Genomic DNA, 24,559 nt, shown 5'->3' with positions numbered 1-24,559 from the left:
GTACCCTGGCCGACTTGATCCTGGGCCGCGACACCCCGTTGACCCGACAACCCTGGGTGATTCGCGAAGGCGGACTCCAGGCGCTCAAGGCCTGGGAGCCCGAGCCGTGCCGTTGGCTGGGTTACAACGCGATCATTCGCAGTTTTGTCCATGAAGACCAGGTGTTGGCCAACCCCAACACCCCGCCCTGGCGCCGCAAGCTGGCAACCGGCGTTGCCGGTTTCATGGAAGGCTTCATGCACTGACTCGTTCCACCCACAGGGGAAAACCCATGAGCATCACGCAATTCAAAGACACGCTGAACACCGCTCTGCCAGATTCATCACCGGTGGCGGTGCCCCTGGGCGCGCCCATCGCCGTGGCCTCGACCCTGAGCGTGGAGCGCAACGACGGGGTCGAGACCGGCATCTGGGCGTGCACCCCGGGGCGCTGGCGTCGGCAGATTAAATCCCAGGAGTTTTGCCATTTCATCCAAGGGCGCTGCACCTTCACGCCCGACAACGGGGAAACCCTGCACATACAAGCCGGTGACGCACTGATGTTGCCAGCCAATAGCACCGGTATCTGGGATATCCAGGAAACCGTGCGCAAGACCTACGTCCTGATTCTGTAATGCTTTGATCCTTGATCGCCTGCCATAAAAACAGCCCTAAAACCGCCAGGAAATCGAACCATGAAAGCCATTGCCCTGTTGCCCTTGATGTTGGTGGCCTCTATCAGCCAGTCTGCCGAGACCGTGAAGATCTATAACTGGTCGGACTACATCGCACCGGATACCACCAGGAACTTCCAGAAAGACACCGGCATCGGTTTCACCTATGACCTGTACGACAGCAACGAAACCCTCGATGGCAAGCTGATGACCGGTAAATCGGGTTACGACGTGGTGTTTCCTTCCAACCATTTCATGGCGCGGCAGATCCAGGGCGGCGCCCTTAAAAAGCTCGACAAGAGCCAGTTGCCCAACTGGAAAAATCTCAACCCGGTGCTACTCAAGGCCGTGGAAAACAATGACCCTGGCAATGCTCACGGCTTTCCGTACCTGTGGGGCAGCACCGGCATTGGCTACAACATCGACAAGGTCAAGGCGGTACTCGGCGACGACGCCCCGGTGGACTCCTGGGACCTGATCTTCAAGCCGGAAAACATGGCCAAGCTGCAAAAGTGCGGGGTCGCCATCCTCGACAACGGCCCCGAACTGCTGCCAGCCGCGCTGAATTACCTGGGCTTGCCGCACCACAGCAAAAAAGCCGAGGACTACAAGAAGGCCGAAGCCCTGCTGATGCAAGTGCGGCCTTACGTGGCGTATTTTCATTCCTCGAAATACACCGCCGACCTGGCCAATGGCGATATCTGTGTAGCCGTCGGTTTCTCCGGCGACATCCTGCAGGCCGAAAGCCGCGCCAAGGAAGCCAGGAACGGCGTGAATATCGGCTACAACATTCCCAAGGAAGGCGCGGCGATCTGGTTTGACATGGTCGCCATGCCCGCCGACGCGCCGGATGAGAAAGCCGGCTATGCCTTCATGAACTATCTGCTGCGCCCCGACGTGATGGCGAGTGTCACCAACTACGTGCACTACGCTAACGGCAACGCGGCGGCCGACAGCCTGGTAGACCCGGCGATCAAGGCCGACACCAAGGTGTATCCGAGCCCGGAGATGATGGGCAAGCTGTTTGCACTGCAAGCCATGCCGTTGAATATCGACCGGGTGCGTACTCGGGTATGGAATACCATACGGACGGGGCGTTGACAGGCGCCAACCACGCTTTCAGCCCGAATGATGTTCATGGGTTCTCCAGGTCATGCCCCAATGACTGGATGAATAATGAAAACAACTCGGGCTGCGACGAAATGTCCAGCTTGGCGTACAAATGCCTGCGGTGCACTTTTACGGTGTCCGGCGAGATCTTCAAGCGTTCGGCCATGGCCTTGGAGGAGAACCCACGCAACACCAGCCGGGCGATTTCCAGCTCGCGGTCCGACAGCACACCGCTGCCGAAATGACTCAGGGCATCGCGAATCTGGCTGTCCATGGCCGGTGCCCGCTGGGTGCTTTGCTGCCAATGCTGGTGCATGAGTGGCAACACCCACGCCGACAGCGTGGTCAACAGCCCGGTTTCTTCAAAGCTGAAGCGCCGCTGCATGCCCAGCGACAGCGACAGCGTGCCCACGCCGGGCAGTTGCAGGATCACTTGCACTTCGTCTTCCAGCACATTGTCGTGGAAGTAATTGAGGAAGTACTCACTCTGGCGAAAATGGTCCGGCGCCACTTCCTCCAGGCGGTATACGCCGCTGGCATAGTTTTCGCGGCAGGCCTGGTAAAACGGGTCGAGCAGGTACAGGCCGTTGAGGTACACCAGCATCGACGCCGGCTTGCTGCTGGGTTGGGCATCGTACTCCTCCAGGGCCTGGGGCGGGCCATCCAGCGGGTAGAAAATCGCCAGGGCATTATCGAAGGGCAGGCACTGGTGCAATAACAGCACCAGTTGCTTCCAGAACCGCTCGGTGCCGATCTGTGACAGGGTGCGGCCCAACCCCGCGTGCATACCGATTTCCCGGAACAGGCTCATCTCAACATCCCCACCCTCAAATGATCGGCCAAGGGTTAGGCTTCTGCCGGGCACCGTCAAGGGGAGTACGCCAATAGGGGAATTGGCCGGCAGCACCACCAGCCGATAACGTTGACACTGTCCAACGGGAAGCATATCCCGAGGAATAATCATTTTTCGTTTCTGCCTCACACCAAAAACAACGACAGAGGATAACGATATGAGTGCCACCCCCGCGCCCGATGGCGTGCTCAAGCCCACCCTGAGCGTCTTTGATGTCGTGGCTATTACCGTTTCAGCGGTAACGCCGGCCAGTTCCGTCTTTGTGATCGCCCCGTTTGCCATTCAGCAGGCGGGCAGTGGCGTGTTCCTGGCGTTTGTGATGGCGGCGTTGCTCGCGTTGATGTTCGCCTTCTGTTACGCCGAACTCGGCCGCGCCCATAACAGTGCCGGCGGCGAGTATGTGTATGCCAAGCGCGTGTTTGGTGGCATGGCCGGTTACGCCACCTTCCTGACGGTGCTGGTGATGTTGCTGTTTATCCCGCCGGTATTGGCGACCGGTGCGGCGACTTACCTGAATAACGCCCTGGGCACGACATTCGATTCGCAAACCGTCGCCCTGGTGATCGTGGTGTGCAGCTACGCCCTGGGCATCCTCAACATCAAGCTCAACGCCTGGATCACCGGCACCTGCCTGCTATTGGAAGTGGCGGCGTTGTTGGTGATTGTGGTGATCGGCTTCGGTAACCCGGTGCAACCGGCCAGTGTGTTGTTGCAGCCGCAGATCGTCGAAAACGGCGTGTTGCACCTGGCGCCCTGGGCCTTGGTGATCGGCGCCGTCGGCATCGGCCTGTTCTCGTTCAACGGCTACGGCCCGGCGGTGTTGCTGGCCGAAGACATGAAGTGCGGCGGCAAGGGCGTGCACAAGGCGGTGCTATGGTCGTTGGGGTTGGTGGTGGTCATCGAGTTGGTGCCGATCACCGCGCTGTTGATCGGCGCGCCGTCCTTGAGCGAGATGATCAGCAGCCCCGACCCGATCGGCTATCTGTTGACCAGTCATGGCAATGAAACCTTGTCGCGGCTGGTGAGTGCCGGGATTTTCCTGTCGGTGTTCAACGCCATCGTTGCCATCGTGATCCAGATTGGCCGGGTGGTGTTCAGCAGCGGTCGCGATGCGCTGTGGACGCCGAGTATCAACAAGCTGTTCACACGTATCCACCCGCGCTGGGACTCGCCGTGGCTGGCAACACTGTTCCTGGCGATACCCTCGGCGCTGTTGAGTTTCAGCTCGAACCTGGCCGACCTGACCTCGTTCAGCGTGTTGCTGATCATGCTGGTGTACCTGGTAGTGGCGCTGAGCGCGCTGATGAGCCGGGTGCTGCTGCGTGATCGCGAACATCCCTATCGCATGCCCTTATGGCCGCTGCCGGCATTGCTGGCGGTACTGGGTGCCGGTTACCTGCTAGTGACCTTGATCCTGGAGGCCTCGGTACGCGACATCATGATCATCATCGGCTTGCTGGCCCTGTCGGTGATTTTGTATTGCATCAGTGGCCGGTTGAGTCCGGCGTTTCAGAAACTGTAAGGAGTGGGTATGCGTGCACGTCAATTGGGCATTACGTTGGGGTTGGGCATGCCCGGCGAATTGAATGCCATCACCGATGTTCCCGGGGTTCGGGTCGGTCACTCGACGCTCAAAGCCTGTGTGGACGGTAAGCAGGTGCGCACCGGCGTCACGCTGATCCAGCCGCGGGCCGGGGAGCCCCGGCATCAACCGTGTTTTGCCGGCTATCACGTGCTCAACGGCAATGGCGACGCCACGGGCCTTGAGTGGATCAGCGAGGCGGGGCTGTTGACCACGCCGATGGCCATCACCAACACCCACAGTATCGGAGTGGTGCGCGACAGCCTGATCGCCCTGGAGCGCGAGCGCCTGGCGGACCCTGCGGTGTACTGGTGCATGCCGGTGGTCATGGAAACCTACGATGGCCTGCTCAACGATATCTGGGGCCAGCACGTGCGCCCAGAGCATGTGCGCCAGGCTCTGGACCAGGCTGAAAGCGGCCCGGTGCAGGAAGGCGCGGTGGGCGGTGGTACCGGCATGATTTGCCACGAGTTCAAGGGCGGCATCGGCACGGCGTCACGGCGGTTGCCAACGGAGCAGGGCGGCTGGACTGTCGGCGTACTGGTGCAGGCCAACCATGGCAAGCGCCAGGAGCTGCGGGTCGATGGCTACCCGGTGGGCCGTCACTTGATGGACATTGCTTCGCCCTTTGCCGAGCGAGGCACCCCTGGCATGGGCTCCATCGTGGTGATCATCGCCACGGACGCCCCCTTGCTGCCCCACCAATGCCAGCGCCTGGCTCAGCGCGCGTCCATCGGCATCGCGCGTACCGGTGGCGGCACCGAGGATTCCAGCGGCGACCTGTTCCTGGCGTTTGCCACCGGTAACCGTGATTTGCCGCCAGCCGACTATGGGCGCAAGGACCTGCCCCTCAGCACCGGGTTGCAGATGGTCAACAACGACCATATTTCGCCGCTGTTCAGCGCGGCGGCAGAGGCGGTGGAGGAGGCGATCATCAACGCCATTCTGGCAGGTGAAGACATGACCACCCAAGACGGCGTCGAGGTGCCGGGCCTGGCTGGTGATACCCTCTTGGCAGCCCTGCAACAGTGTGGCTGGAGTATGTCCCGGTAATGGGGGACAGCGCACTTTAATAGTGCGGATAGTGGCTCTTTAATGTTGCTAATGACACCGTGACAATATATTGGATCCATTAATTAAGTGGGCCGTTCGCTTAGAGCGGCTTTACTTGTATTTAATATTTAAATAGTGCGCTGTGCCGATTCGGCCACACAAACGCAACGCCCCCCAATAAACACTGCGCTCGACTTCTGCAACTTGAACCTGCGTCACAATTGCGCGATGGAAATAGATGTAGACGAAAGATTTCAAGTTGTGTCAGTTTTCTTACGCCTTCAAAAGAGGTGAGTGATAGGACTATCCTCGCCCGCGAGGTTCCTATCGAACAAAGACTGATGCACTTGCAAACAAGGAAGTACGTTTATGTCAAAAGTAAAAGACAAAGCTATTGTATCTGCCGCGCAAGCCAGCACTGCTTACTCGCAAATCGATAGCTTCAGCCATTTGTATGACCGTGGCGGTAACCTCACGGTCAATGGCAAACCGTCCTACACCGTGGACCAGGCAGCGACCCAGCTGCTGCGGGATGGTGCTGCGTACCGGGACTTTGATGGCAACGGCAAGATCGATCTGACCTACACCTTCCTCACCTCGGCTACCCAGAGCACCATGAACAAACATGGCATCTCGGGGTTCAGCCAATTCAACACCCAGCAGAAAGCACAGGCCGCGCTGGCCATGCAATCCTGGGCGGATGTTGCCAACGTGACCTTTACCGAAAAGGCTTCCGGCGGTGACGGCCACATGACCTTCGGCAACTACAGCAGCGGCCAGGACGGCGCCGCGGCCTTCGCTTACCTGCCCGGTACCGGTGCAGGCTACGACGGCACTTCGTGGTACCTGACCAACAACAGCTACACGCCGAACAAGACCCCGGACCTGAACAACTATGGCCGGCAGACCCTGACCCACGAAATCGGCCACACCCTGGGCCTGGCTCATCCTGGCGACTACAACGCCGGGAACGGCAACCCGACCTATAACGACGCAACCTATGGACAGGACACGCGTGGCTATAGCCTCATGAGTTACTGGAGCGAGAGCAACACCAACCAGAACTTCAGCAAGGGCGGCGTCGAGGCTTACGCATCCGGCCCGCTGATCGACGACATTGCGGCGATCCAGAAGCTCTACGGTGCCAACTTCAACACCCGCGCTACGGACACCACCTACGGGTTCAACTCCAACACCGGGCGTGATTTCCTCAGCGCCACGTCCAATGCCGACAAGCTGGTGTTTTCGGTATGGGACGGTGGCGGCAACGACACCCTGGACTTCTCCGGTTTCACCCAGAACCAGAAGATCAACCTCACGGCCACCTCGTTCTCTGATGTGGGCGGCCTGGTGGGCAACGTGTCCATCGCCAAGGGCGTCACCATCGAAAACGCGTTCGGCGGTTCGGGTAACGACCTGATCATTGGTAACCAAGCCGCCAACACCATCAAGGGCGGGGCCGGCAACGACCTCATCTACGGCGGCGGCGGTGCGGACCAGCTGTGGGGCGGCGCTGGCAGCGACACTTTCGTGTACGGTGCCAGTTCCGACTCCAAGCCAGGGGCTGCGGACAAGATCTTCGACTTCACCTCCGGTTCGGACAAGATCGACCTGTCCGGTATCACCAAGGGTGCGGGCGTGACCTTCGTCAACGCATTTACCGGGCATGCCGGCGATGCTGTACTGACCTATGCCTCAGGTACCAACCTGGGCACCTTGGCGGTGGACTTCTCCGGGCACGGCGTGGCGGATTTCCTCGTCACCACCGTTGGCCAGGCGGCTGCCAGTGACATCGTAGCCTGATGCAAAGCGCGCGGCGCTTCGGCGCCGCGCTCCAGGCTGGAGTTGGATATGCCACGTTTTTCCCATTTGATCGCCTGTGTTGTGCAGGTGTTGTTCGTGTCGGCAGGAGCCCACGCAATGGCTAGCAGTCTTGTATTACCCACCTCCGCGCAGCTTGCCGGGCAGTGGGAGCTGAAGCAGCAGGATCAGGTGTGCGCGCTTAAGTTAGTGGAGCAAGCCAACGCCCTGGAGGGCGATATTGCCTGTGCCGAGCAATGGCTGGGCGACAAGCCGCAGACATGGTCACCCACGCCGGATGGTATCTGGCTGTTTAACGCTGATGGCTCTGGGATCACCCATTTGAATCGCCAGAAAGAGGGCGACTATCAAGCCCGCACTAAAGCTGGCGAAGTTGTAACGCTGCAACGTAAACCTTAATTAAAAGTTATAAGCATATAACTCGATTTGTTAGGCGGCCGTACCCTACTTGGTAGGGGTGACCCTTTTGCGTAATTCGCTGCAAGGAAAAACAATTAATATGGCGAAGTCCCATGGGGTGGCGCCCTTATTCAGGGCGCTGGGTGAATACAAGAGTATTTTGATCAGCGTTGGCTGTTTCACGGCACTGATTAACCTATTAATGCTGGTGCCCTCGATTTACATGCTGCAAGTGTATGACCGTGTGTTGTCCTCCCAGAATGAAACCACGCTGGTGATGTTGACGCTGATGGTCGTGGGCTTCTTTGCATTTATCGGCCTGCTGGAAGTGGTGCGCAGCTTTATCGTGATCCGCATTGGCAGCCAGTTGGAGCGACGTTTCAACTTGCGCGTGTACAAGGCCGCCTTCGAGCGCAACTTGCAGCGTGGCCAGGGACATGCCGGGCAATCCCTGGGCGACCTGACCGCCCTGCGTCAATTCATCACCGGGCCTGCGCTGTTCGCATTCTTTGATGCGCCATGGTTCCCGATCTATCTGTTCGTGATTTTCCTGTTCAACGTGTGGCTCGGCGTGCTGGCCACGGCCGGCGCGGTACTGTTGATTGGCCTGGCGTGCCTTAACGAATACCTGACCAAAAAGCCGCTGGGCGAGGCCAGTGGTTTTTCGCAGCAGTCGACCCAACTGGCCACCAGCCATTTGCACAACGCCGAAACCATCCAGGCCATGGGCATGCTAGGCGCACTGCGCCAACGCTGGTTTGGCGTGCATTCGCAGTTCCTGGGTTTGCAGAACAAGGCTAGCGACACCGGTTCGATCATCACCTCGTTGAGCAAATCCCTGCGCCTGTGCCTGCAATCCTTGGTGCTGGGCCTGGGCGCCTACCTGGTGATCAAGGGCGACATGACCGCCGGGATGATGATCGCAGGCTCCATTTTGATGGGCCGCGTACTCAGCCCCATCGACCAACTGATTGCAGTGTGGAAGCAATGGAGCTCGGCCAAGCTGGCCTACCAGCGCCTCGACGAACTGCTGCGCGAATTCCCGCCGGAGGTCGAGCACATGGCCTTGCCGGCGCCCCACGGCCAGGTCAGTTTCGAGCAGGTCAGCGCCGGCCCGCCAGGGCGACGCATGGCGACCCTGCATCAGGTCAGCTTCAACCTGGCCGCTGGTGAAGTGCTGGGCGTGCTGGGCGCGTCGGGCTCCGGCAAGTCCACCCTGGCTCGCGTGCTGGTGGGCGTATGGCCGACCCTGGCCGGCACCGTGCGCCTGGACGGCGCGGATATTCACCGCTGGAACCGCGACGACCTCGGCCCGCATATCGGCTATTTGCCCCAGGACATCGAGCTGTTCAGCGGCAGCATCGCCGACAACATCGCGCGCTTTCGCGAGGCCGACCCGGAGCTGGTGGTCAAGGCCGCACAACAGGCCGGTGTGCATGAATTGATCCTGCGCCTGCCCCAAGGCTACGACACCGTGCTGGGCGACAACGGCGGTGGCTTGTCCGGCGGCCAGAAACAGCGGGTCGCCCTGGCTCGCGCTCTGTACGGCGGGCCGCGCCTGATCGTGCTGGACGAACCCAACTCCAACCTCGACACCGTCGGCGAGGCCGCATTGGCCAGCGCCATCATGCAGATGAAAGCCCAGGGCAGCAGCGTGGTGCTGGTCACCCATCGCTCCTCGGCATTGGCCCAGGCCGACAAATTGCTGGTGCTCGGCGAAGGCCAACTGCAAGCGTTCGGGCCCAGCCAAGAAGTGCTGCGCGCGTTGTCCGGGCAGCAGGAAGCGCCGAAAGAAAAAACCGGTGTCAGTTTCAGTCGTCAGTACCAGGCCGGAAGGAATCCAGGCGCATGAGCAGCCTTACCGTTGAACCTCAAATTAAAGAACGCGATGCCGGCTTTTTCGTAAAAATGGGCTGGGTGATGACCATTGTCGGTGCCGGCGGGTTTTTCCTCTGGGCCAGCCTTGCACCGTTGGACCAGGGCATCCCGGTACAAGGCACCGTGGTGGTGTCGGGCAAGCGCAAGGCGGTACAAACCTTCAGCCCCGGTGTGGTCAGCCGCATCCTGGTAAAAGAGGGCGAACTGGTCAAGCAAGGCCAGCCGCTGTTCCGTCTTGACCAGACCCAGAACCAGGCCGATGTGCAATCGCTGCAAGCCCAGTACCGCATGGCCTGGGCCAGCGTGGCGCGCTGGCAGAGCGAGCGTGACAACCTGCCCGGTATTACCTTTCCTGCTGAGCTGAGCGCCAATCCCGATTCGGCCCTGATGCTGGTGCTGGACGGTCAGCGCCAGTTGTTCAGCAGCCGTCGCGACGCGTTTGCCCGTGAACAAGCCGGGATCCGCGCCAGCATCGAAGGCGCCACGTCGCAGTTGAGCGGCATGCGCCGTGCCCGCAGTGACCTGACCGCACAGGCCCAATCCCTGCGCGCGCAACTGAGCAATCTGCAACCTTTGGCCGACAACGGCTATATCCCGCGCAACCGGCTGATGGACTATCAGCGCCAGTTGTCCCAGGTGCAGCAGGACTTGGCGCAAAACGCCGGGGAAAGCGGCCGGATAGAGCAGGGCATTGTCGAGTCGCGGCTCAAATTGCAGCAGCACAGCGAGGAGTATCAGAAGGAAGTGCGCAGCCAACTGGCCGACGCGCAACTGCGCGCCCTGACCCTTGAGCAACAACTGACCTCCGCCGGCTTCAATCTGCAACACAGCGAGATCAACGCGCCGGCCGATGGCATCGCGGTCAACCTCAGCGTGCATACCGAAGGCGCCGTGGTGCGTGCCGGTGAAACCCTGCTGGAGATCGTGCCCCAGGGCACACGCCTGGAAGTGGAAGGGCATTTGCCCGTGCACCTGGTGGACAAGGTCGGCACACACTTGCCGGTCGACATCCTCTTCACCGCCTTCAACCAAAGCCGCACGCCACGGGTGCCGGGTGAAGTCAGCCTGATCTCCGCCGACCAGATGCTCGACGAAAAAACCGGTGCGCCGTATTACGTGCTGCGCACCAGCGTCAGCGAGGCGGCCATGGAAAAACTCAACGGCCTGGTGATCAAGCCCGGCATGCCCGCCGAGATGTTCGTGCGCACTGGCGAGCGTTCCTTGCTCAATTACCTGTTCAAGCCGCTGCTGGACCGCGCCGGCTCCGCGTTGACCGAGGAATGAGCATGAAGCCAGTGTTCATTTCGCTGTTGCTGGTATGTGGCAGTGCCCAGGCGGCCATGGGGCCTTTCGATGTGTACGAGCAGGCGCTGCGCAACGACCCGGTGTTCCTGGGCGCCATCAAGGAACGCGACGCCGGCCTGGAAAACCGTACCATTGGCCGCGCCGGCTTGCTGCCGCGGCTGTCCTACAACTACAACAAGGGCCGCAACAACTCCGAAGCGCACCTGCCTGACGGGCGCGGCGGTAGTTACCGCGACGACCGCAACTACAACAGCTATGGCTCCACCTTCAGCCTGCAACAGCCGCTGTTCGACTACGAAGCCTATGCCAACTATCGCAAGGGCGTAGCCCAGGCGCTGTTCGCCGATGAAAGCTTTCGGGACAAGAGCCAGGCGTTGCTGGTGCGGGTGTTGAGCTATTACACCCAGGCGCTGTTTGCCCAGGACCAGATCGACATCGCCAGGGCCAAGAAGAAGGCGTTCGAACAACAGTTCCAGCAGAACCGGCATCTGTTCCAGCAAGGCGAGGGCACTCGCACCGATATCCTTGAAGCCGAGTCGCGCTACGAGTTGGCCACCGCCGAAGAGATCCAGGCCCTGGATGAGCAGGACGCCTCGCTCCGGGAGCTGGGCGCGTTGATAGGCGTGCAAAGCGTCAACATCAACGACCTGGCACCGCTGAACCAGAGCTTTGCCGCGTTCACCCTGACCCCGGCCAACTACGACACCTGGCATGAGTTGGCACTCACCAACAACCCGGTGCTGGCGTCGCAGCGCCAGTCCCTGGAAGTGGCGCGCTATGAAGTGGAGCGCAACCGTGCCGGGCATTTGCCCAGAATCACCGCGTATGCCACCTCGCGCAAACAGGAGTCCGACAGCGGCAACACCTATAACCAGCGCTACGACACCAACACCATCGGCGTCGAAGTAAGCATGCCGCTGTACGCCGGTGGCGGTATCTCGGCTTCCACCCGCCAGGCCAGCCGTGCGATGGAGCAGGCCGAGTACGAGTTGGAGGGCAAGACCCGCGAAACCCTGATCGAACTGCGTCGCCAGTTCAGCGCGTGCTTGTCAGGCGTGAGCAAGTTGCGCGCCTATCAGAAAGCGCTGGCATCCGCCGAGGCGCTGGTGGTGTCGACCAAGCAAAGCATTCTCGGCGGCGAGCGCGTCAACCTCGACGCACTGAACGCCGAACAGCAGCTGTACAGCACCCGCCGCGACCTGGCCCAGGCGCGTTATGACTACTTGATGGCCTGGACCAAATTGCACTACTACGCGGGCAACTTGCGCGATACCGACTTGGCCAAAGTGGACGAAGCCTTCGGCCCGGATGGAAAACTGTAGGAGCGCGTGTTTTGTGGCGAGGGAATAACAATAATAGGGAGTGTGCACATGATCACTGATTCACCGCGTTTCAAACCCTTCACCGCAGGTTCCTTGCTCTTGCTGTCCGTTGCGGCACAGGCGCAATACACCGAGACCGGCCAGCCGGGTAACCCCGCCAGTTGGCGCTCGGCCGAGTACCAGAGCGACTGGGGCCTGGGCCGCATGAAAGCCGATGAAGCCTACGCCACCGGGATCAGCGGCCAAGGCGTGAAAATCGGCGCGCTGGACTCAGGGTTCGATGCCAATCACCCCGAAGCCTCCAAAGACCGTTTCCACCCGGTCACCGCCACTGGCACCTATGTCGATGGCAGCGCCTTCAGCACCACGGGCGCGCTCAACCCAAACAATGATTCCCACGGCACTCACGTCACCGGCACCATGGGCGCCGCCCGCGACGGCGTGGGCATGCATGGCGTGGCCTACAACGCGCAAGTTTATGTAGGCAACACCAACGCCAACGACAGCTTCCTGTTCGGCCCCACCCCTGATCCCAAATACTTCAAGACCGTATACACCGCTTTGGTGGACTCCGGCGTGCGCGCCATCAACAACAGCTGGGGCAGCCAGCCCAAGGACGTCAGCTACCAGACCCTGGACAACATGCACGCGGCGTATGCCCAGCATTACAACCGTGGCACCTGGCTGGACGCGGCAGCGGACGTGGCCAAGGCCGGCGTGATCAACGTGTTCAGCGCCGGCAACAGCGGCTATGCCAACGCGAGCGTGCGCTCGGCCTTGCCGTATTTCCAGCCGGAACTGGAAGGCCACTGGCTTGCCGTGTCTGGGCTGGATAAGGCCAATAACCAGAAATACAACAAGTGCGGCGTCGCCAAATACTGGTGCATTTCCACGCCGGGCGCGTTGATCAACAGCACCATTCCCGACGGTGGTTACGGCGTCAAATCCGGCACCTCGATGGCAGCGCCCCATGCCACCGGCGCGTTGGCGCTGGTGATGGAACGTTATCCCTACATGACCAACGAGCAAGCCTTGCAGGTGCTGTTGACCACCGCCACGCAGCTCGACGGCTCGATCACCCAGGCGCCCAATGCGATCGTTGGCTGGGGTGTGCCTGACCTGGGCCGGGCGATGCATGGTCCGGGGCAATTGCTCGGGCCTATGGAGGTGAACCTGGCCGCCGGGCAGGGCGATGTGTGGAGCAATGGCATCTCCGACCAGGCGCTGCTTCAGCGTCAGGCCGAGGACCGCGCCGAACACTCTGCCTGGCAGCAAACCCTGATCGACAAGGGCTGGCAAAACGGCGTGGGCGCCACTGCCAGCCAGCAGGACCAGACCGATTACGCCATTGGCAGCGCCCGCGACCAGGCCGCTGCCAACCGCGTGTACGAGGGCAGCCTGATCAAGGCCGGTGCCGGCAGCCTGGTGCTCAGCGGCGACAGCACCTATCGCGGCGCGACCCTCGTCAACGGTGGTCTGTTGGCCGTCAATGGCTCGCTGACCTCGGCAGTGACGGTGAATGACAGCGGCACCCTCGGCGGTTCCGGGCGTATCGCCGCGTTGTCGGTAAACAACGGCGGCCGTGTGGCCCCGGGCAATTCCGTGGGCACCTTGCAGGTAGCGGGAGATGTGAACCTCGGCGCGGGCTCGACCTATGCAGTGGAACTGACGCCTACCAGCAGCGACCGTATTGTCGCGGGCGGCAAGGCGGTCTTGGGCGGCGGCACCGTCACCTTGGCGCTGGAAAACAGCCCCACGGTGCTCAGCCAGAGCCAGGCGCAAAGCCTGATCGGCCGCCAATACTCGATTCTCGAGGCAGCGGGCGGTATCCAGGGCCAGTTCGGGCAAGTGCTGCCCAACTACCTGTTCCTCGGTGGCACCCTCGACTACGCCGCCAATGCCGTGCAACTGAACGTGGGGCGCAACGACGCCAGCTTCGCCAGCGTCGGCGCCACCCGCAACCAGCGCAACGTTGCGGCGGCGGCCGAGCAATTGGGCGCTGGCAACCCAGTGTTTGAAAGCCTGCTGCAGTCGCAGTCAGTCGCCACCGCCCAGCAGGGTTTGCAGCAACTGTCCGGGGAAATCTACCCCGCCGTGGGTGCGATGCTGATCAACGACAGCCTGCAACTGCGTAATGCCGTGGGCGAGCGCCTGCGCCATGTGCCAGTGACCGGTGAAAGCAACCTGTGGTTCAAGGCGCTGGGCGCCTGGGGCAAGACCGACAGCCGCACTGAAACGGCGGGTTCCACCACCTCCATCGGTGGCCTGTTGGCGGGCGTGGATGGCGCGCTGGATGAGCAGACCCGCGTGGGTGTGGTCGCCGGCTACAGCGACAGCTCGCTGAATATGGGCAGCGGTACCCATTCATCGGCGTCCATCGACAGTTACAACTTCGGCGCGTACGCCGGGCGCGAGCTGGGTGACTGGCGCCTGAGCGTCGGCGGTGCCTACAGCTGGCATCGCGGCGACGTGAAGCGCGACCTGCAATGGGGTGATGTCAGCGGCAAGCAAAAGACCAAGCTGGACGCGACCACGGCGCAAGTCTTCACCGAAGCCGCGTACCGCATCCGCTTGCAAGCGGTGGCCCTGGAGCCGTTCGCCAACCTGGCCTATGTGCATCTGAACAGCGAGTCCTTCCACGAAAAAGGCGACGCCGCGGCCCTGGAACGCGGCAGCGACCGGCGTGATGCGGTGCTTAGCACCCTTGGCGTGCGTGCCCTGAAAACCCTGGCCCTCAATGACCACCAGCAACTGGACCTGTCCGGTTCGTTAGGCTGGCAACACAGCCTGACGGCGGTGGAGTCCGAAGAGCACCTGGCGTTTGTCGCAGGCGGGCCTTCATTTGCGGTGCGCAGTGCACCGTTGCTGCGCGATGCCGCCCTGGTGGGTGTGCAGGCCAGCCTGGCGCTGAATGCATCGACACGGGTCAACCTGGATTACAACGGGCAACTGGGTGGGCGCGCGAAAACCCAGGGCGTGGGTTTGAGCCTGAACTGGCAGTTCTGAAGACACCGCGAACAAAAAATGTGGGAGCTGGCTTGCCTGCGATAGCGGTGGGGCCGCCAGCAGAGGCGTGACTGGCCGGACGCTATCGCAGGCAAGCCAGCTCCCACATGGAGGCGGCGGTGTTCTGGAGAAAGTGATTTACACACGTGCAATAAGAAAACTAAGGAAGGTCACCGTGAAAAAACGCAAGTCAGGGTTAACTACCGCCATCCACACAGGCCCGGGCTATCCGCTCAAGGCGCTGAGCTGCGTGCCATACGGCGCGTTGCTGTGTTGCCTGGCAAGCCTGGGGACCGCCCAGGCTGCACCCTATGTGGAAACCGGCAAACTGGGCGACGCCGCCAGCTGGCGCAGCAATGAATTCAAGGCCGACTGGGGCCTGGGCGCCGTGCACGCCGACACCGCCTATGCGGCCGGCTATACCGGCAAGGGCGTCAAGCTGGGGATCTTCGACCAGCCGGTGTATGCGCCACATCCGGAATTCGCCAGCCCCAACAAAGTGGTGACCATTGTCACCGAGGGCATCCGCCAATACACCGACCCGTATATCCCGGTGAAGGCCGGAGATGCATTCCGTTACGACGGCACTCCGTCCCTGGGCTCCAATGGCAAGCTGGGCAACCACGGCACGCATGTCGGCGGGATTGCTGCGGGTAACCGCGATGGCGGGCCGATGCATGGCGTGGCGTTCAATGCGCAAATCATCAGTGCCGAAAACGGTGACCCGGGCCCGGAAGACGGAATTATCCTGGGCAACGATGGCGCGGTGTACAAAGCCGGTTGGGATGCGTTGGTTGCCAGCGGTGCTCGCATCATCAACAACAGCTGGGGTATCGGCATCGGTGATCAGTACGCCAAGGGCGGGCGCGATCCGGCGTTTCCCAATTTCACCGTCAACGAAGCCCAGGCGCAATTCAACACCATTCGACCGATCCTCGGCACAATCGCAGGGGGGGCTTATCAAGGCGCCATCGATGCGGCCCGCAGCGGTGTGCTGACCATCTTCGCCGCGGGTAATGACTACAACCGTAACAACCCGGATGCCATTTCCGGTCTGGCGTACTTTGTGCCGGAGATTGCCCCGAACTGGCTGTCGGTGGCCGCTTTGCAGCAAAACCCGGACACCGCAAGTGCCAACCCCTATGTGATCAGCACCTTCTCTTCGCGCTGTGGCTATGCGGCGAGCTTTTGCGTATCGGCGCCCGGCACCAAGATCTACAGCTCGATCATCAACGGCACCAACCTGGACAACCTCACCAACGACTACGCCAACTTCAACGGTACATCCATGGCCGCGCCTCACGTAGCCGGCAGCGCAGCGGTGCTGATGGAACGCTTCCAATACATGAGCGGCGACCAGATCTCCACCGTGCTCAAGACCACCGCCACCGACCTCGGCGCGCCGGGCATCGACTCGCTGTACGGCTGGGGCATGATCAACCTGGGCAAGGCGGTCAACGGCCCAGGGATGTTTATCACCGCCGAGGATATCCCGGCCGAGTTCCGTATCGACGGCGCCTACGGCAGCGGCCAGTTCGTGGCGGACCTGCCGGGCGTCGGCGCGGTGGTGGATGCCGGCAAACCCACCCAGCGTGTGTGCGATGACTTGCACTGCGGGCGCGATGTGTGGAGCAACGACATCTCGGGCCATGGCGGCCTGACCAAGCAGGGCATCGGTACCTTGGTGCTCACCGGCGCCAACACCTACAGCGGGCCGACGCTGGTCAACCAGGGCTTGCTGGCGATCAACGGTTCGGTCACCTCCGACGTCACCGTGAGCCAGAGCGGCGTGGTCGGTGGTTCGGGGCGTATCGGTTCGCTGAGCGCGAAAAGCGGCGGTACTGTGGCACCGGGCAATTCCATTGGCACCTTGAACGTGACGGGCAACGTCAACTTTGAACCGGGCTCGACCTATGCGGTAGAACTGTCGCCCACCAGCAGCGATCGTATCGTCGCGGACGGCACGGCCACCCTCAACGGCGGCACCGTGACCCTGGCCCTGGAAAACAGCCCGACCTTGTTGAGCGCAACCCAGGCCCAAAGCCTGATCGGCCGTCAATACAACATCCTGCAAGCGGCAGGTGGCGTCACCGGCAGTTTTGCTGCGGTGCTGCCTGATTACCTGTTTGTCGGCGGTACCTTGAACTATGCCGCCAACGGCGTGCAGCTGGATGTGGCACGCACCAACAGCTTCGCCAGTGTGGCCGCCACGCCGAACCAGCGCGCCGTGGCCGCAGCCGTCGAGCAATTGGGCGCGGGCAATGGCGTGTACGAAAGCCTGCTGCTGGCACCCACGGCCGCCTCGGCCCAGGGCGCGTTCCAGCAACTGAGCGGCGAGGTTTACCCGGCGCTGGAAACCGCACTGGTCAATGACAGCCGCTACGTACGCGAAGCGGTGGGCGAGCGTCTGCGCAATGGCGAGATGGGCGCTACCAGCCAAGCCATCGACAGCCGTGGCAACGTGTGGGTCAAGGCATTGGGCGCCTGGGGCAAGACCGACAGCCGCAACGACACGGCGGGCTACACCACCTCTATCGGCGGCATGCTCGCCGGTGTGGACGGCGCCGTCGATGAGGCCACACGCATTGGCCTTGTGGCCGGTTACAGCGACACGTCGTTGAACATGGGCAGCGGCACCCACAGCCGTGCCTCGGTCGACAGCTACCATTTCGGCGCCTATGCCGGGCATGAAATCGGCGCCTGGCGCCTGAGTGGCGGCGCGACCTACAGCTGGCACCGCGCCGATGTCAAACGCGACCTGCAATACGGCGATGTCAGCGGCAAGCAAAAAGCCAAGGTCGATGCCCACAGTACCCAGGTGTTCACGGAAGCGGCGTACCGCATCAACCTGCAACCACTGGCCCTGGAGCCGTTCGCCAACCTGGCCTACGTGCACCTGGCAACTGACAGCTTCAAAGAGAAGGGCGACGCCGCCGCGCTGAAAAGTGGCGACGACAGCCGTGACCTGGTGCTGAGTACCCTGGGTATGCGGGCCTTGAAGACCTTCAATATCAACGACCATCAGCAACTGGAAGTCTCCGGCACCCTGGGCTGGCAGCACAACCTGAGCAGCACCGATTCGGAGCAGCACCTGGCGTTTGCCTCGGGCGGCCCTTCGTTCACGGTGGAAAGTGCGCCGATGGTGCGCGATGCGGCGTTGGTTGGGGCACGGGTCAGCCTGGCATTGAGCAAGGATGCGCGGGTGAACTTCGATTACAACGGCCTGCTGGCCAGCAAGGAGAAGGTGCACGGCGTCGGCTTGAGCCTGGATTGGGCGTTCTAAAGGCCAGGTGCAGTTGGTTGTGGCGAGGGAGCTTGCTCCCGCTCGGGTGCGCAGCGCCCGCAAGTTTTTGGGGCCGCTGCGCAGCCCAGCGGGAGCAAGCTCCCTCGCCACACAAGCTCGCTCCTACAGGTGGTAACGGATAACAGGTGTTTTGGCTTTCTCTACAAATCCAACAACAGAGAGGCACTACCAATGGGTATCTTTGACTATAAAAACCTCGGTACCGAGGACTCCAAGGCGTTGTTCGCCGATGCCATGGCGATCACGCTGTATTCCTACCACAACCTGGATAACGGCTTTGCCGTCGGCTACCAGAACAATGGCCTAGGGCTTGGGTTACCGGCCACCCTGGTCAGCGCGCTGATTGGCGGCAGCAATGCCCAAGGGGTCATCCCCGGGATCCCCTGGAACCCCGACTCGGAAAAAGCCGCCCTTGAGGCGGTGCAAGCAGCCGGCTGGACGCCCATCAGCGCCAGTACCCTGGGCTATAGCGGCAAGGTCGATGCGCGCGGCACCTTCTTTGGCGAAAAATTCGGCTACGGCACGGCGCAGGCCGAGGTGCTGGGCAAGTACGATGACGCTGGCAAGCTGCTGGAAATCGGCATCAGTTTCCGCGGCACTTCAGGGCCTCGGGAAAACGTGATCACCGACTCCATCGGCGATGTGATCAACGACCTGCTCGCCGCCTTCGGGCCCAAGGATTATGCCAAGAACTACGCGGGGGAGGCTTTTGGCGGGTTGCTCAAGAACGTGGCGGACTACGCCACTGCCCAGGGCCTGGGCGGCAATGACGTAGTGGTCAGCGGGCACAGCCTCGGTGGCATGGCGGTCAACAGCATGGCCGACTTGAGCGACAGTACCTGGTCGGGTTTTTATAAAGACGCCAATTACGTGGCCTACGCATCGCCGACCCAGAGCGCCGGCGACAAGGTGCTTAACGTCGGTTATGAAAACGATCCAGTATTCCGAGCCCTGGATGGCTCGTCATTCAACCTGTCGTCCCTTGGCGTGCACGACAAGGCCCACGAATCAAGCACCGACAACATTGTCAGTTTCAACGATCACTACGCCTCATCCCTGTGGAACGTGCTGCCGTTTTCCATCCTCAACCTGCCCACCTGGGTTTCGCACTTGCCCACCGGTTACGGTGACGGCATGACCCGTATCCTCGACTCGGGGTTCTACGAACAGATGACCCGCGACTCCACGGTGATCGTCGCCAACCTGTCCGACCCGGCACGGGCCACCACCTGGGTGCAAGACCTCAACCGCAATGCCGAGGCGCACAAGGGCAATACCTTCATCATCGGCAGCGACGGCGACGACTTGATCAAAGGCGGCAGGGGCGCGGACTTTATCGAAGGTGGCAAGGGCAATGACACCATCCGCGACAGCAGCGGGCACAACACGTTTTTGTTCAGCGGGCAGTTTGGCAATGACCGGGTGATCGGCTACCAGGCGACGGACAAGCTGGTGTTCAACGACGTGGCGGGCAGCAATGATTACCGCGATCACATCAAGGTGGTGGGCGGGGATACCGTCATTGGCTTTGGGACGGATTCGGTGACGCTGGTGGGTGTGAGCAGTCTGTCGGGGGAGGGAATAGTCATCAGCTAACGCATTCGGTGTGGGAGCTGGCTTGCCTGCGATGGCGGCGGTCGAGACAGCTATGCGGTGACTGACAAATCGCTATCGCAGGCAAGCCAGCTCCCACATTTGATGGGTTTTGCTAGATGATCATTTTTCCTTACGCACCGTGGCCACATCATCGGCCTTGATACGAATACGCTTGCCAGCAATATCGGTGAACTCGTAGAAGCCGTCGGCGGTCTTGGCGTTGGGCGTGTCCTTGGTCAAATACTGCGTGCCGTTCTGCAAGGTCACCACGGTTTGCGTGGAGCAACCGGCCAATACCAGAAAAGTGAGTGCAACCAGTGGCAGACCCAAATTCTTCATGTTCATAACCCTTACCTTTAACCCTGAAAAGTCCCGCAGCGTCTGCTTGCGGGGCCATAAATATTACGCGATCAACCCCCTCATCAGATTGTTTTTTTGCAAAAAGTTGCAGGCGCCATTTATCTATTACTGATTGCAACAACGGCTTTGCCCCGGCACTCTGTATGCATAACCAGTATTTGATTGCATTGCACCATGGCCAACCCCCTCGAAGACCCCTTGTATTACCTGCATAACTTCCGCCAAGTGCTGGTTTGGTTGGGGCAACGCTACGCCGATTTGCTCGATGCGCACGAACAGCATTTCATTCAGCAATTTGACAGGTTGCCCCAGGCGTCCCAGGCGTTGTTGGTGCGCATGGTGATGCGCAAGGGCGTGCATTTTCGCGCCACTAAACTCCATTACCTGGAAATCGGTTGCCCCCATGCGGCGGCGGGGCCATTGCGTGAGCTGGGATGGGTGGAGGATCAAAGCCCGCTGCCGTTTGCCACGCTGTTCGCGCTGCTGCAAAAGAGTGAATTGCTCGGCGCCTTCAAGCCCTGGATCGACCAACCCAAGGGTAACAAGGCCGATTGGCTTGAGCCTTTGGCCGCGCAATTTACCGAGCCGCGCAGCTTTGCCCAGTGGTGCCCCGACGTGGACGACGCGCTCTACAGCCTGACGGTAATGGAGTTGTGTGATCGCCTGCGCCTGATGTTCTTCGGCAATCTGCACCAGGACTGGTCGGAATTCGTGCTGGCAGACCTGGGCATCTACACCTATGAAAAAGTCGAGTTCTGCGCCGAGTCGCGCGGTTTGCGCAGCCGGGACGACGTGCATGGGTTCCTGTTCCTGAACCAGTGCCAGCAAGCCTTTGAAGCCGGTGACGCGCTGGATACGGTGTTGGCGCAGGTCGCCACGTTGTGTACCGACAATCCCTGGCTGGAAAAGCGCCGCGCCAAGCTGTTGTTCCAGATCGGCCAGTATTGCGAACGCTGCGCCGAGCTGGCGCTGGCCGAACAGATTTACCGCGGTTGCACGCATCCCGGTGCCCGGGCGCGGCTGATTCGCGTACTGGAGCGCCAGGAGGATTACGCCCAAGCCATGGCCCTGGCGACCGAGGCACAACAGGCCCCACACAGCGCCGCTGAACACCAACAACTGCTAAGGGTAGTGCCGCGCCTGCGGCGCAAACTTGGCGGGCCGGCGCTGCCCAGGGCCAAGCCCCAAGCGGTGGCGCGCCTGGACCTGGCATTGATGCAGGAGCCGCTGCTGTCGGTGGAATCCAGTGTGCTGGCGCACCTGAGCGAACCGGATGCGCCGGTGCATTACGTCGAGAATGGCCTGATCAATTCGCTGTTTGGCTTGCTGTGCTGGGAGGCGATTTTCGCCCCGCTGCCGGGGGCGTTTTTCCACCCGTTCCAGCGTGGGCCAGCGGACCTGCATAGCGAGGACTTTTATCAACGCCGAGAAGCCTTGTTTGCCGCGTGCTTTGCACAACTGGAGGATGGTCGCTACAAGGCCAGCATCCGCCAACGCTATGTAGAGAAATGGGGCATTCAGTCGCCTTTTGTGTTCTGGAACCTGCTCAGCGAAGAACTGCTGGAGCAAGCCCTGGCCTGCCTGCCCGCCGAACACCTGCGCCATTGGTTTACGCGCCTGTTGCAGGATATCCGTGCCAACCGTGCCGGGATGCCGGACCTTATCCAGTTCTGGCCCGCGCAAAATACCTATCGCATGATCGAGGTCAAAGGCCCCGGCGACCGCCTGCAAGACAACCAGTTGCGTTGGCTGCAATTCTGCGGCGAGCACCAGATGCCAGTCACCGTCTGCTACGTGCGCTGGGCGGAGCAACCCGCTTGAGTTACAGCGTGGCCGTGCGGGCGTTGTGTGAGTTCACGGCCAAGGTCGGTGACCTCGACCTGCGCTTTACGCCGTCGCCCAGTGCCCAGGAAGGCATCGTCGGCCATCGCACGGTAGCGTCACGGCGCAATGCGCACTACCAGAGTGAAGTGGCGCTTGAAGGCGAGTACCAGCAACTCAAAGTACGGGGCAGGGCGGACGGCTATGACCCGGACAGCAACCGCCTCGAAGAGGTGAAGACCTACCGCGGCGACCTCGCTGCCCAGCCCGTCAACCATCGGCAACTGCACTGGGCCCAGGTCAAGGTGTATGGCTGGCTGATGTGCCAGAAGCTCGGGCTCAGTGAGATCGACCTGGCGCTGGTGTACTTCGATATCGTCGGCGAAGGCGAAACCTTGCTCAACCAGCGATTCGATGCGCCAGACCTTGAGCAGTTCTTCAACCAGCAATGCGCGCTGTTCCTGGACTGGGCCCGGCAAGAAATGCAACATCGCGAGGCACGCAATGCTGGCGCGCAGAGCCTGGCATTTCCCCATGCCGACTTCCGTACCGGGCAGCGCACCTTGGCCGAGTCGGTCTACAAAGCAGTGAGTACAGGCCGGTGCCTGATGGCCCAGGCGCCCACCGGCATTGGCAAGACCATCGGCACTATCTTCCCGCAGCTCAAGGCCTTGGTGCCGCAGCAACTGGACAAGGTGTTCTTTCTCACCGCCAAGACGCCCGGGCGCAAGCTGGCCCTGGATGCTGCGCAGGTGTTGTACGACAGCAGTCCCGATCTGCCACTGCGTGTGCTTGAACTGGTGGCTCGGGACAAGGCATGCGAACACCTGGACAAAGCCTGCCATGGCGATTCCTGCCCATTGGCCAAGGGCTTTTACGACCGCCTGCCTGCCGCCCGCCAGGCCGCGTCCCAGGTGCGCCTGCTCGATCAACGCAGCCTGCGCAACGTGGCGCTGGCTCATCAGGTATGCCCGTACTATTTGAGCCAGGAAATGGCGCGCTGGAGCGACCTGATCGTCGCCGACTACAACTATTACTTCGACTTTGTCGCGATGCTGTTCGGCCTCGCCCAGCTCAACCAATGGCAGGTCTCGGTGCTGGTGGATGAAGCCCACAACCTGGTCGAGCGAGCCCGCTCGATGTACAGCGCCAGCCTGGATCAATACAGCCTCAAGACCGTGCGCGACAGCGCACCCGAGGCGCTGAAAAAACCCTTGCAGCGCCTCAACCGTGAGTGGAACGCGTTGCACAAGGACCAGCTGGCGCCTTATCAGGCCTACGCCGCCAAACCCGACAAACTGCTCCAGGCCCTGAGCCTCTGCACCAGCGCCATGGGCGATTACTTCAACGATCACCCCGATGCCCTCAACGGTGACCTGCAAGCCTTCTACTTCGACGCGCTGCAATGGGCCAAGGTGGCGGAGCTGTTTAACGAGCACTTTATTTTCGATATCACTAAGCGCTCGTTCACCGCCAAGCGCAGCAGCTCGACCCTGTGCCTGCGCAACGTGGTACCGGCCGAATTCATCCGGCCCAGGCTTACGGCTGCGCGCAGCAGCGTGTTGTTTTCCGCGACCTTGAGCCCACGGCACTATTACGCCGATTTGCTGGGCCTGCCAGCGGACACCGCCTGGGTCGATGTGGAATCGCCATTCAAGGCCGAGCAGTTGCAGGTGAGCATCGTTGAGCGGATCTCCACGCGGTTCGTGCATCGCCAGGCATCGCTGGAACCCATCGTGGCATTGATCGCCCAGCAGTTCGCCGCGCAACCGGGTAACTATCTGGCGTTTTTCTCCAGCTTCGATTACCTGCAACAGGTCGCGCAGCTACTGGCTGAGCGACACCCACAGATTGCGCTGTGGCTGCAATCGCGGGGCATGGTCGAGGCTGAACGCCAAGCCTTTCTCGACCAGTTCACCCCGCACAGCCAGGGCATCGGCTTTGCTGTGCTCGGTGGCGCGTTCGGCGAAGGCATTGACTTGCCCGGCACGCGCTTGATCGGCGCGTTTATCGCCACCCTGGGCTTGCCGCAACTCAACCCGGTGAACGAGCAGATGAAACTGCGCATGGGCGCGATTTTTGGCGCGGGGTACGACTACACATACCTGTATCCCGGTATTCAAAAAGTCGTGCAGGCGGCGGGGAGGGTGATTCGCGGCCAACAGGATCGGGGGGTGGTGATGTTGATTGATGATCGGTTTGGGGAGCAGCGGGTGCGGCAGTTGTTGCCCAAATGGTGGGCATTTAAATGATGGTCCATACCCTGCGCAATGACTCATTCAAGTCTACGGCGCCCGCCCGAGTGAAACTGGTCGAAATCACGTAATTACGAAGTGTGCTGTTGGCGCTATCAAACGCCTGAATCCGGGTATTGGCTACTGTCAGAATTAACAGGTACCGATCCAGGGTCATCCTGCACTACCTGTTAATTCTGACAGTAGGCACGCCGCGATTTCAGGCGTTTGATAGCGGTAAGCCAACAGCGCACGACCGTGAG

At 61.2% G+C, this 24,559-nt stretch carries 16 protein-coding genes and 1 pseudogene; 15 read left to right on the top strand and 2 right to left on the bottom strand.

Features of this window, described 5'->3' with window-relative positions; translation table 11 throughout:
- The 3 genes and pseudogenes from GIV35_RS25360 to GIV35_RS25350 form a co-directional block, all read left to right on the top strand.
- A pseudogene (locus GIV35_RS25360) lies at positions 1-245 on the top strand (FAD-dependent oxidoreductase); the annotation flags it as partial.
- Positions 246-271: 26 nt separating this feature from the next.
- The gene (locus GIV35_RS25355; protein ID WP_034127701.1) at positions 272-613 is read left to right on the top strand and encodes a cupin domain-containing protein; all 342 of its coding nucleotides are present in this window, start codon (positions 272-274) and stop codon (positions 611-613) included.
- A gap of 60 nt (positions 614-673) precedes the next feature.
- On the top strand, positions 674-1,753 hold the full coding sequence (locus tag GIV35_RS25350; protein ID WP_236265799.1) for a polyamine ABC transporter substrate-binding protein: 1,080 nt from the start codon (positions 674-676) through the stop codon (positions 1,751-1,753).
- Between the two features lie 34 nt (positions 1,754-1,787).
- Here GIV35_RS25350 and GIV35_RS25345 read toward each other — a convergent pair whose 3' ends face one another.
- Positions 1,788-2,573 carry a helix-turn-helix transcriptional regulator gene (locus GIV35_RS25345; RefSeq protein ID WP_054898104.1) on the bottom strand — a complete coding sequence of 262 codons (786 nt, stop codon included), beginning with the start codon at positions 2,571-2,573 and terminating at the stop codon, positions 1,788-1,790.
- A 199-nt stretch (positions 2,574-2,772) separates the two neighbouring features.
- Between GIV35_RS25345 and GIV35_RS25340 the strand changes: the two genes are divergently transcribed.
- From GIV35_RS25340 to GIV35_RS25295, 10 genes are all read left to right on the top strand, one after another.
- A complete protein-coding gene (locus GIV35_RS25340) occupies positions 2,773-4,137 on the top strand; it encodes an APC family permease (protein WP_089041650.1) in 1,365 nt (454 codons plus the stop codon).
- Between the two features lie 9 nt (positions 4,138-4,146).
- Positions 4,147-5,250, top strand: coding sequence for a DmpA family aminopeptidase (locus GIV35_RS25335; RefSeq protein ID WP_236265683.1), 1,104 nt, complete (start codon positions 4,147-4,149; stop codon positions 5,248-5,250).
- A 369-nt stretch (positions 5,251-5,619) separates the two neighbouring features.
- The gene (locus tag GIV35_RS25330) at positions 5,620-7,053 is read left to right on the top strand and encodes a serralysin family metalloprotease (protein WP_105226792.1); all 1,434 of its coding nucleotides are present in this window, start codon (positions 5,620-5,622) and stop codon (positions 7,051-7,053) included.
- Positions 7,054-7,101: 48 nt separating this feature from the next.
- Positions 7,102-7,470: a protease inhibitor Inh/omp19 family protein gene (locus tag GIV35_RS25325; RefSeq protein ID WP_223023390.1), complete on the top strand. Its 369-nt coding sequence runs from the start codon at positions 7,102-7,104 to the stop codon at positions 7,468-7,470.
- Between the two features lie 100 nt (positions 7,471-7,570).
- The gene (locus GIV35_RS25320) at positions 7,571-9,322 is read left to right on the top strand and encodes a type I secretion system permease/ATPase (protein ID WP_034127694.1); all 1,752 of its coding nucleotides are present in this window, start codon (positions 7,571-7,573) and stop codon (positions 9,320-9,322) included.
- Positions 9,319-10,632: an HlyD family type I secretion periplasmic adaptor subunit gene (locus tag GIV35_RS25315; protein ID WP_200648781.1), complete on the top strand. Its 1,314-nt coding sequence runs from the start codon at positions 9,319-9,321 to the stop codon at positions 10,630-10,632. Before GIV35_RS25320 ends, GIV35_RS25315 begins: the two co-directional genes overlap by 4 nt.
- A 2-nt stretch (positions 10,633-10,634) precedes the next feature.
- Positions 10,635-11,975, top strand: coding sequence for a TolC family outer membrane protein (locus GIV35_RS25310; RefSeq protein WP_003191155.1), 1,341 nt, complete (start codon positions 10,635-10,637; stop codon positions 11,973-11,975).
- Between the two features lie 48 nt (positions 11,976-12,023).
- Positions 12,024-14,981, top strand: a complete 2,958-nt coding sequence (gene eprS, locus GIV35_RS25305; protein ID WP_236304354.1) for an autotransporter serine peptidase EprS — start codon at positions 12,024-12,026, stop codon at positions 14,979-14,981.
- Positions 14,982-15,156: 175 nt separating this feature from the next.
- On the top strand, positions 15,157-18,264 hold the full coding sequence (locus GIV35_RS25300; RefSeq protein ID WP_236485872.1) for an autotransporter domain-containing protein: 3,108 nt from the start codon (positions 15,157-15,159) through the stop codon (positions 18,262-18,264).
- A gap of 192 nt (positions 18,265-18,456) precedes the next feature.
- Positions 18,457-19,881 (top strand): polyurethane esterase, encoded by a 1,425-nt coding sequence (locus tag GIV35_RS25295; protein WP_236485946.1) that lies wholly within the window; start codon positions 18,457-18,459, stop codon positions 19,879-19,881.
- A 120-nt stretch (positions 19,882-20,001) separates the two neighbouring features.
- On the opposite strand, the gene GIV35_RS25290 is transcribed toward GIV35_RS25295, so the two are convergent.
- Positions 20,002-20,226 carry a YgdI/YgdR family lipoprotein gene (locus tag GIV35_RS25290; RefSeq protein WP_003191162.1) on the bottom strand — a complete coding sequence of 75 codons (225 nt, stop codon included), beginning with the start codon at positions 20,224-20,226 and terminating at the stop codon, positions 20,002-20,004.
- Between the two features lie 189 nt (positions 20,227-20,415).
- On the opposite strand from GIV35_RS25290, the gene GIV35_RS25285 reads away from it, so the two are divergent.
- Together GIV35_RS25285 and GIV35_RS25280 are read left to right on the top strand one after the other, a co-directional pair.
- Complete coding sequence (locus tag GIV35_RS25285; RefSeq protein ID WP_236265770.1) at positions 20,416-22,062, top strand: VRR-NUC domain-containing protein; 1,647 nt, start codon at positions 20,416-20,418, stop codon at positions 22,060-22,062.
- Positions 22,059-24,314: an ATP-dependent DNA helicase gene (locus GIV35_RS25280; protein ID WP_236265771.1), complete on the top strand. Its 2,256-nt coding sequence runs from the start codon at positions 22,059-22,061 to the stop codon at positions 24,312-24,314. Before GIV35_RS25285 ends, GIV35_RS25280 begins: the two co-directional genes overlap by 4 nt.
- Positions 24,315-24,559: the final 245 nt, after the last annotated feature.

It is taken from the genome of Pseudomonas sp. PA-1-6B (assembly GCF_021609545.1).
GTDB classification, from domain to species: domain Bacteria; phylum Pseudomonadota; class Gammaproteobacteria; order Pseudomonadales; family Pseudomonadaceae; genus Aquipseudomonas; species Aquipseudomonas fluorescens_BV.
Note: the sequence above shows the minus strand (reverse complement) of the source record. Positions and strands in the feature narration are given on the sequence as shown.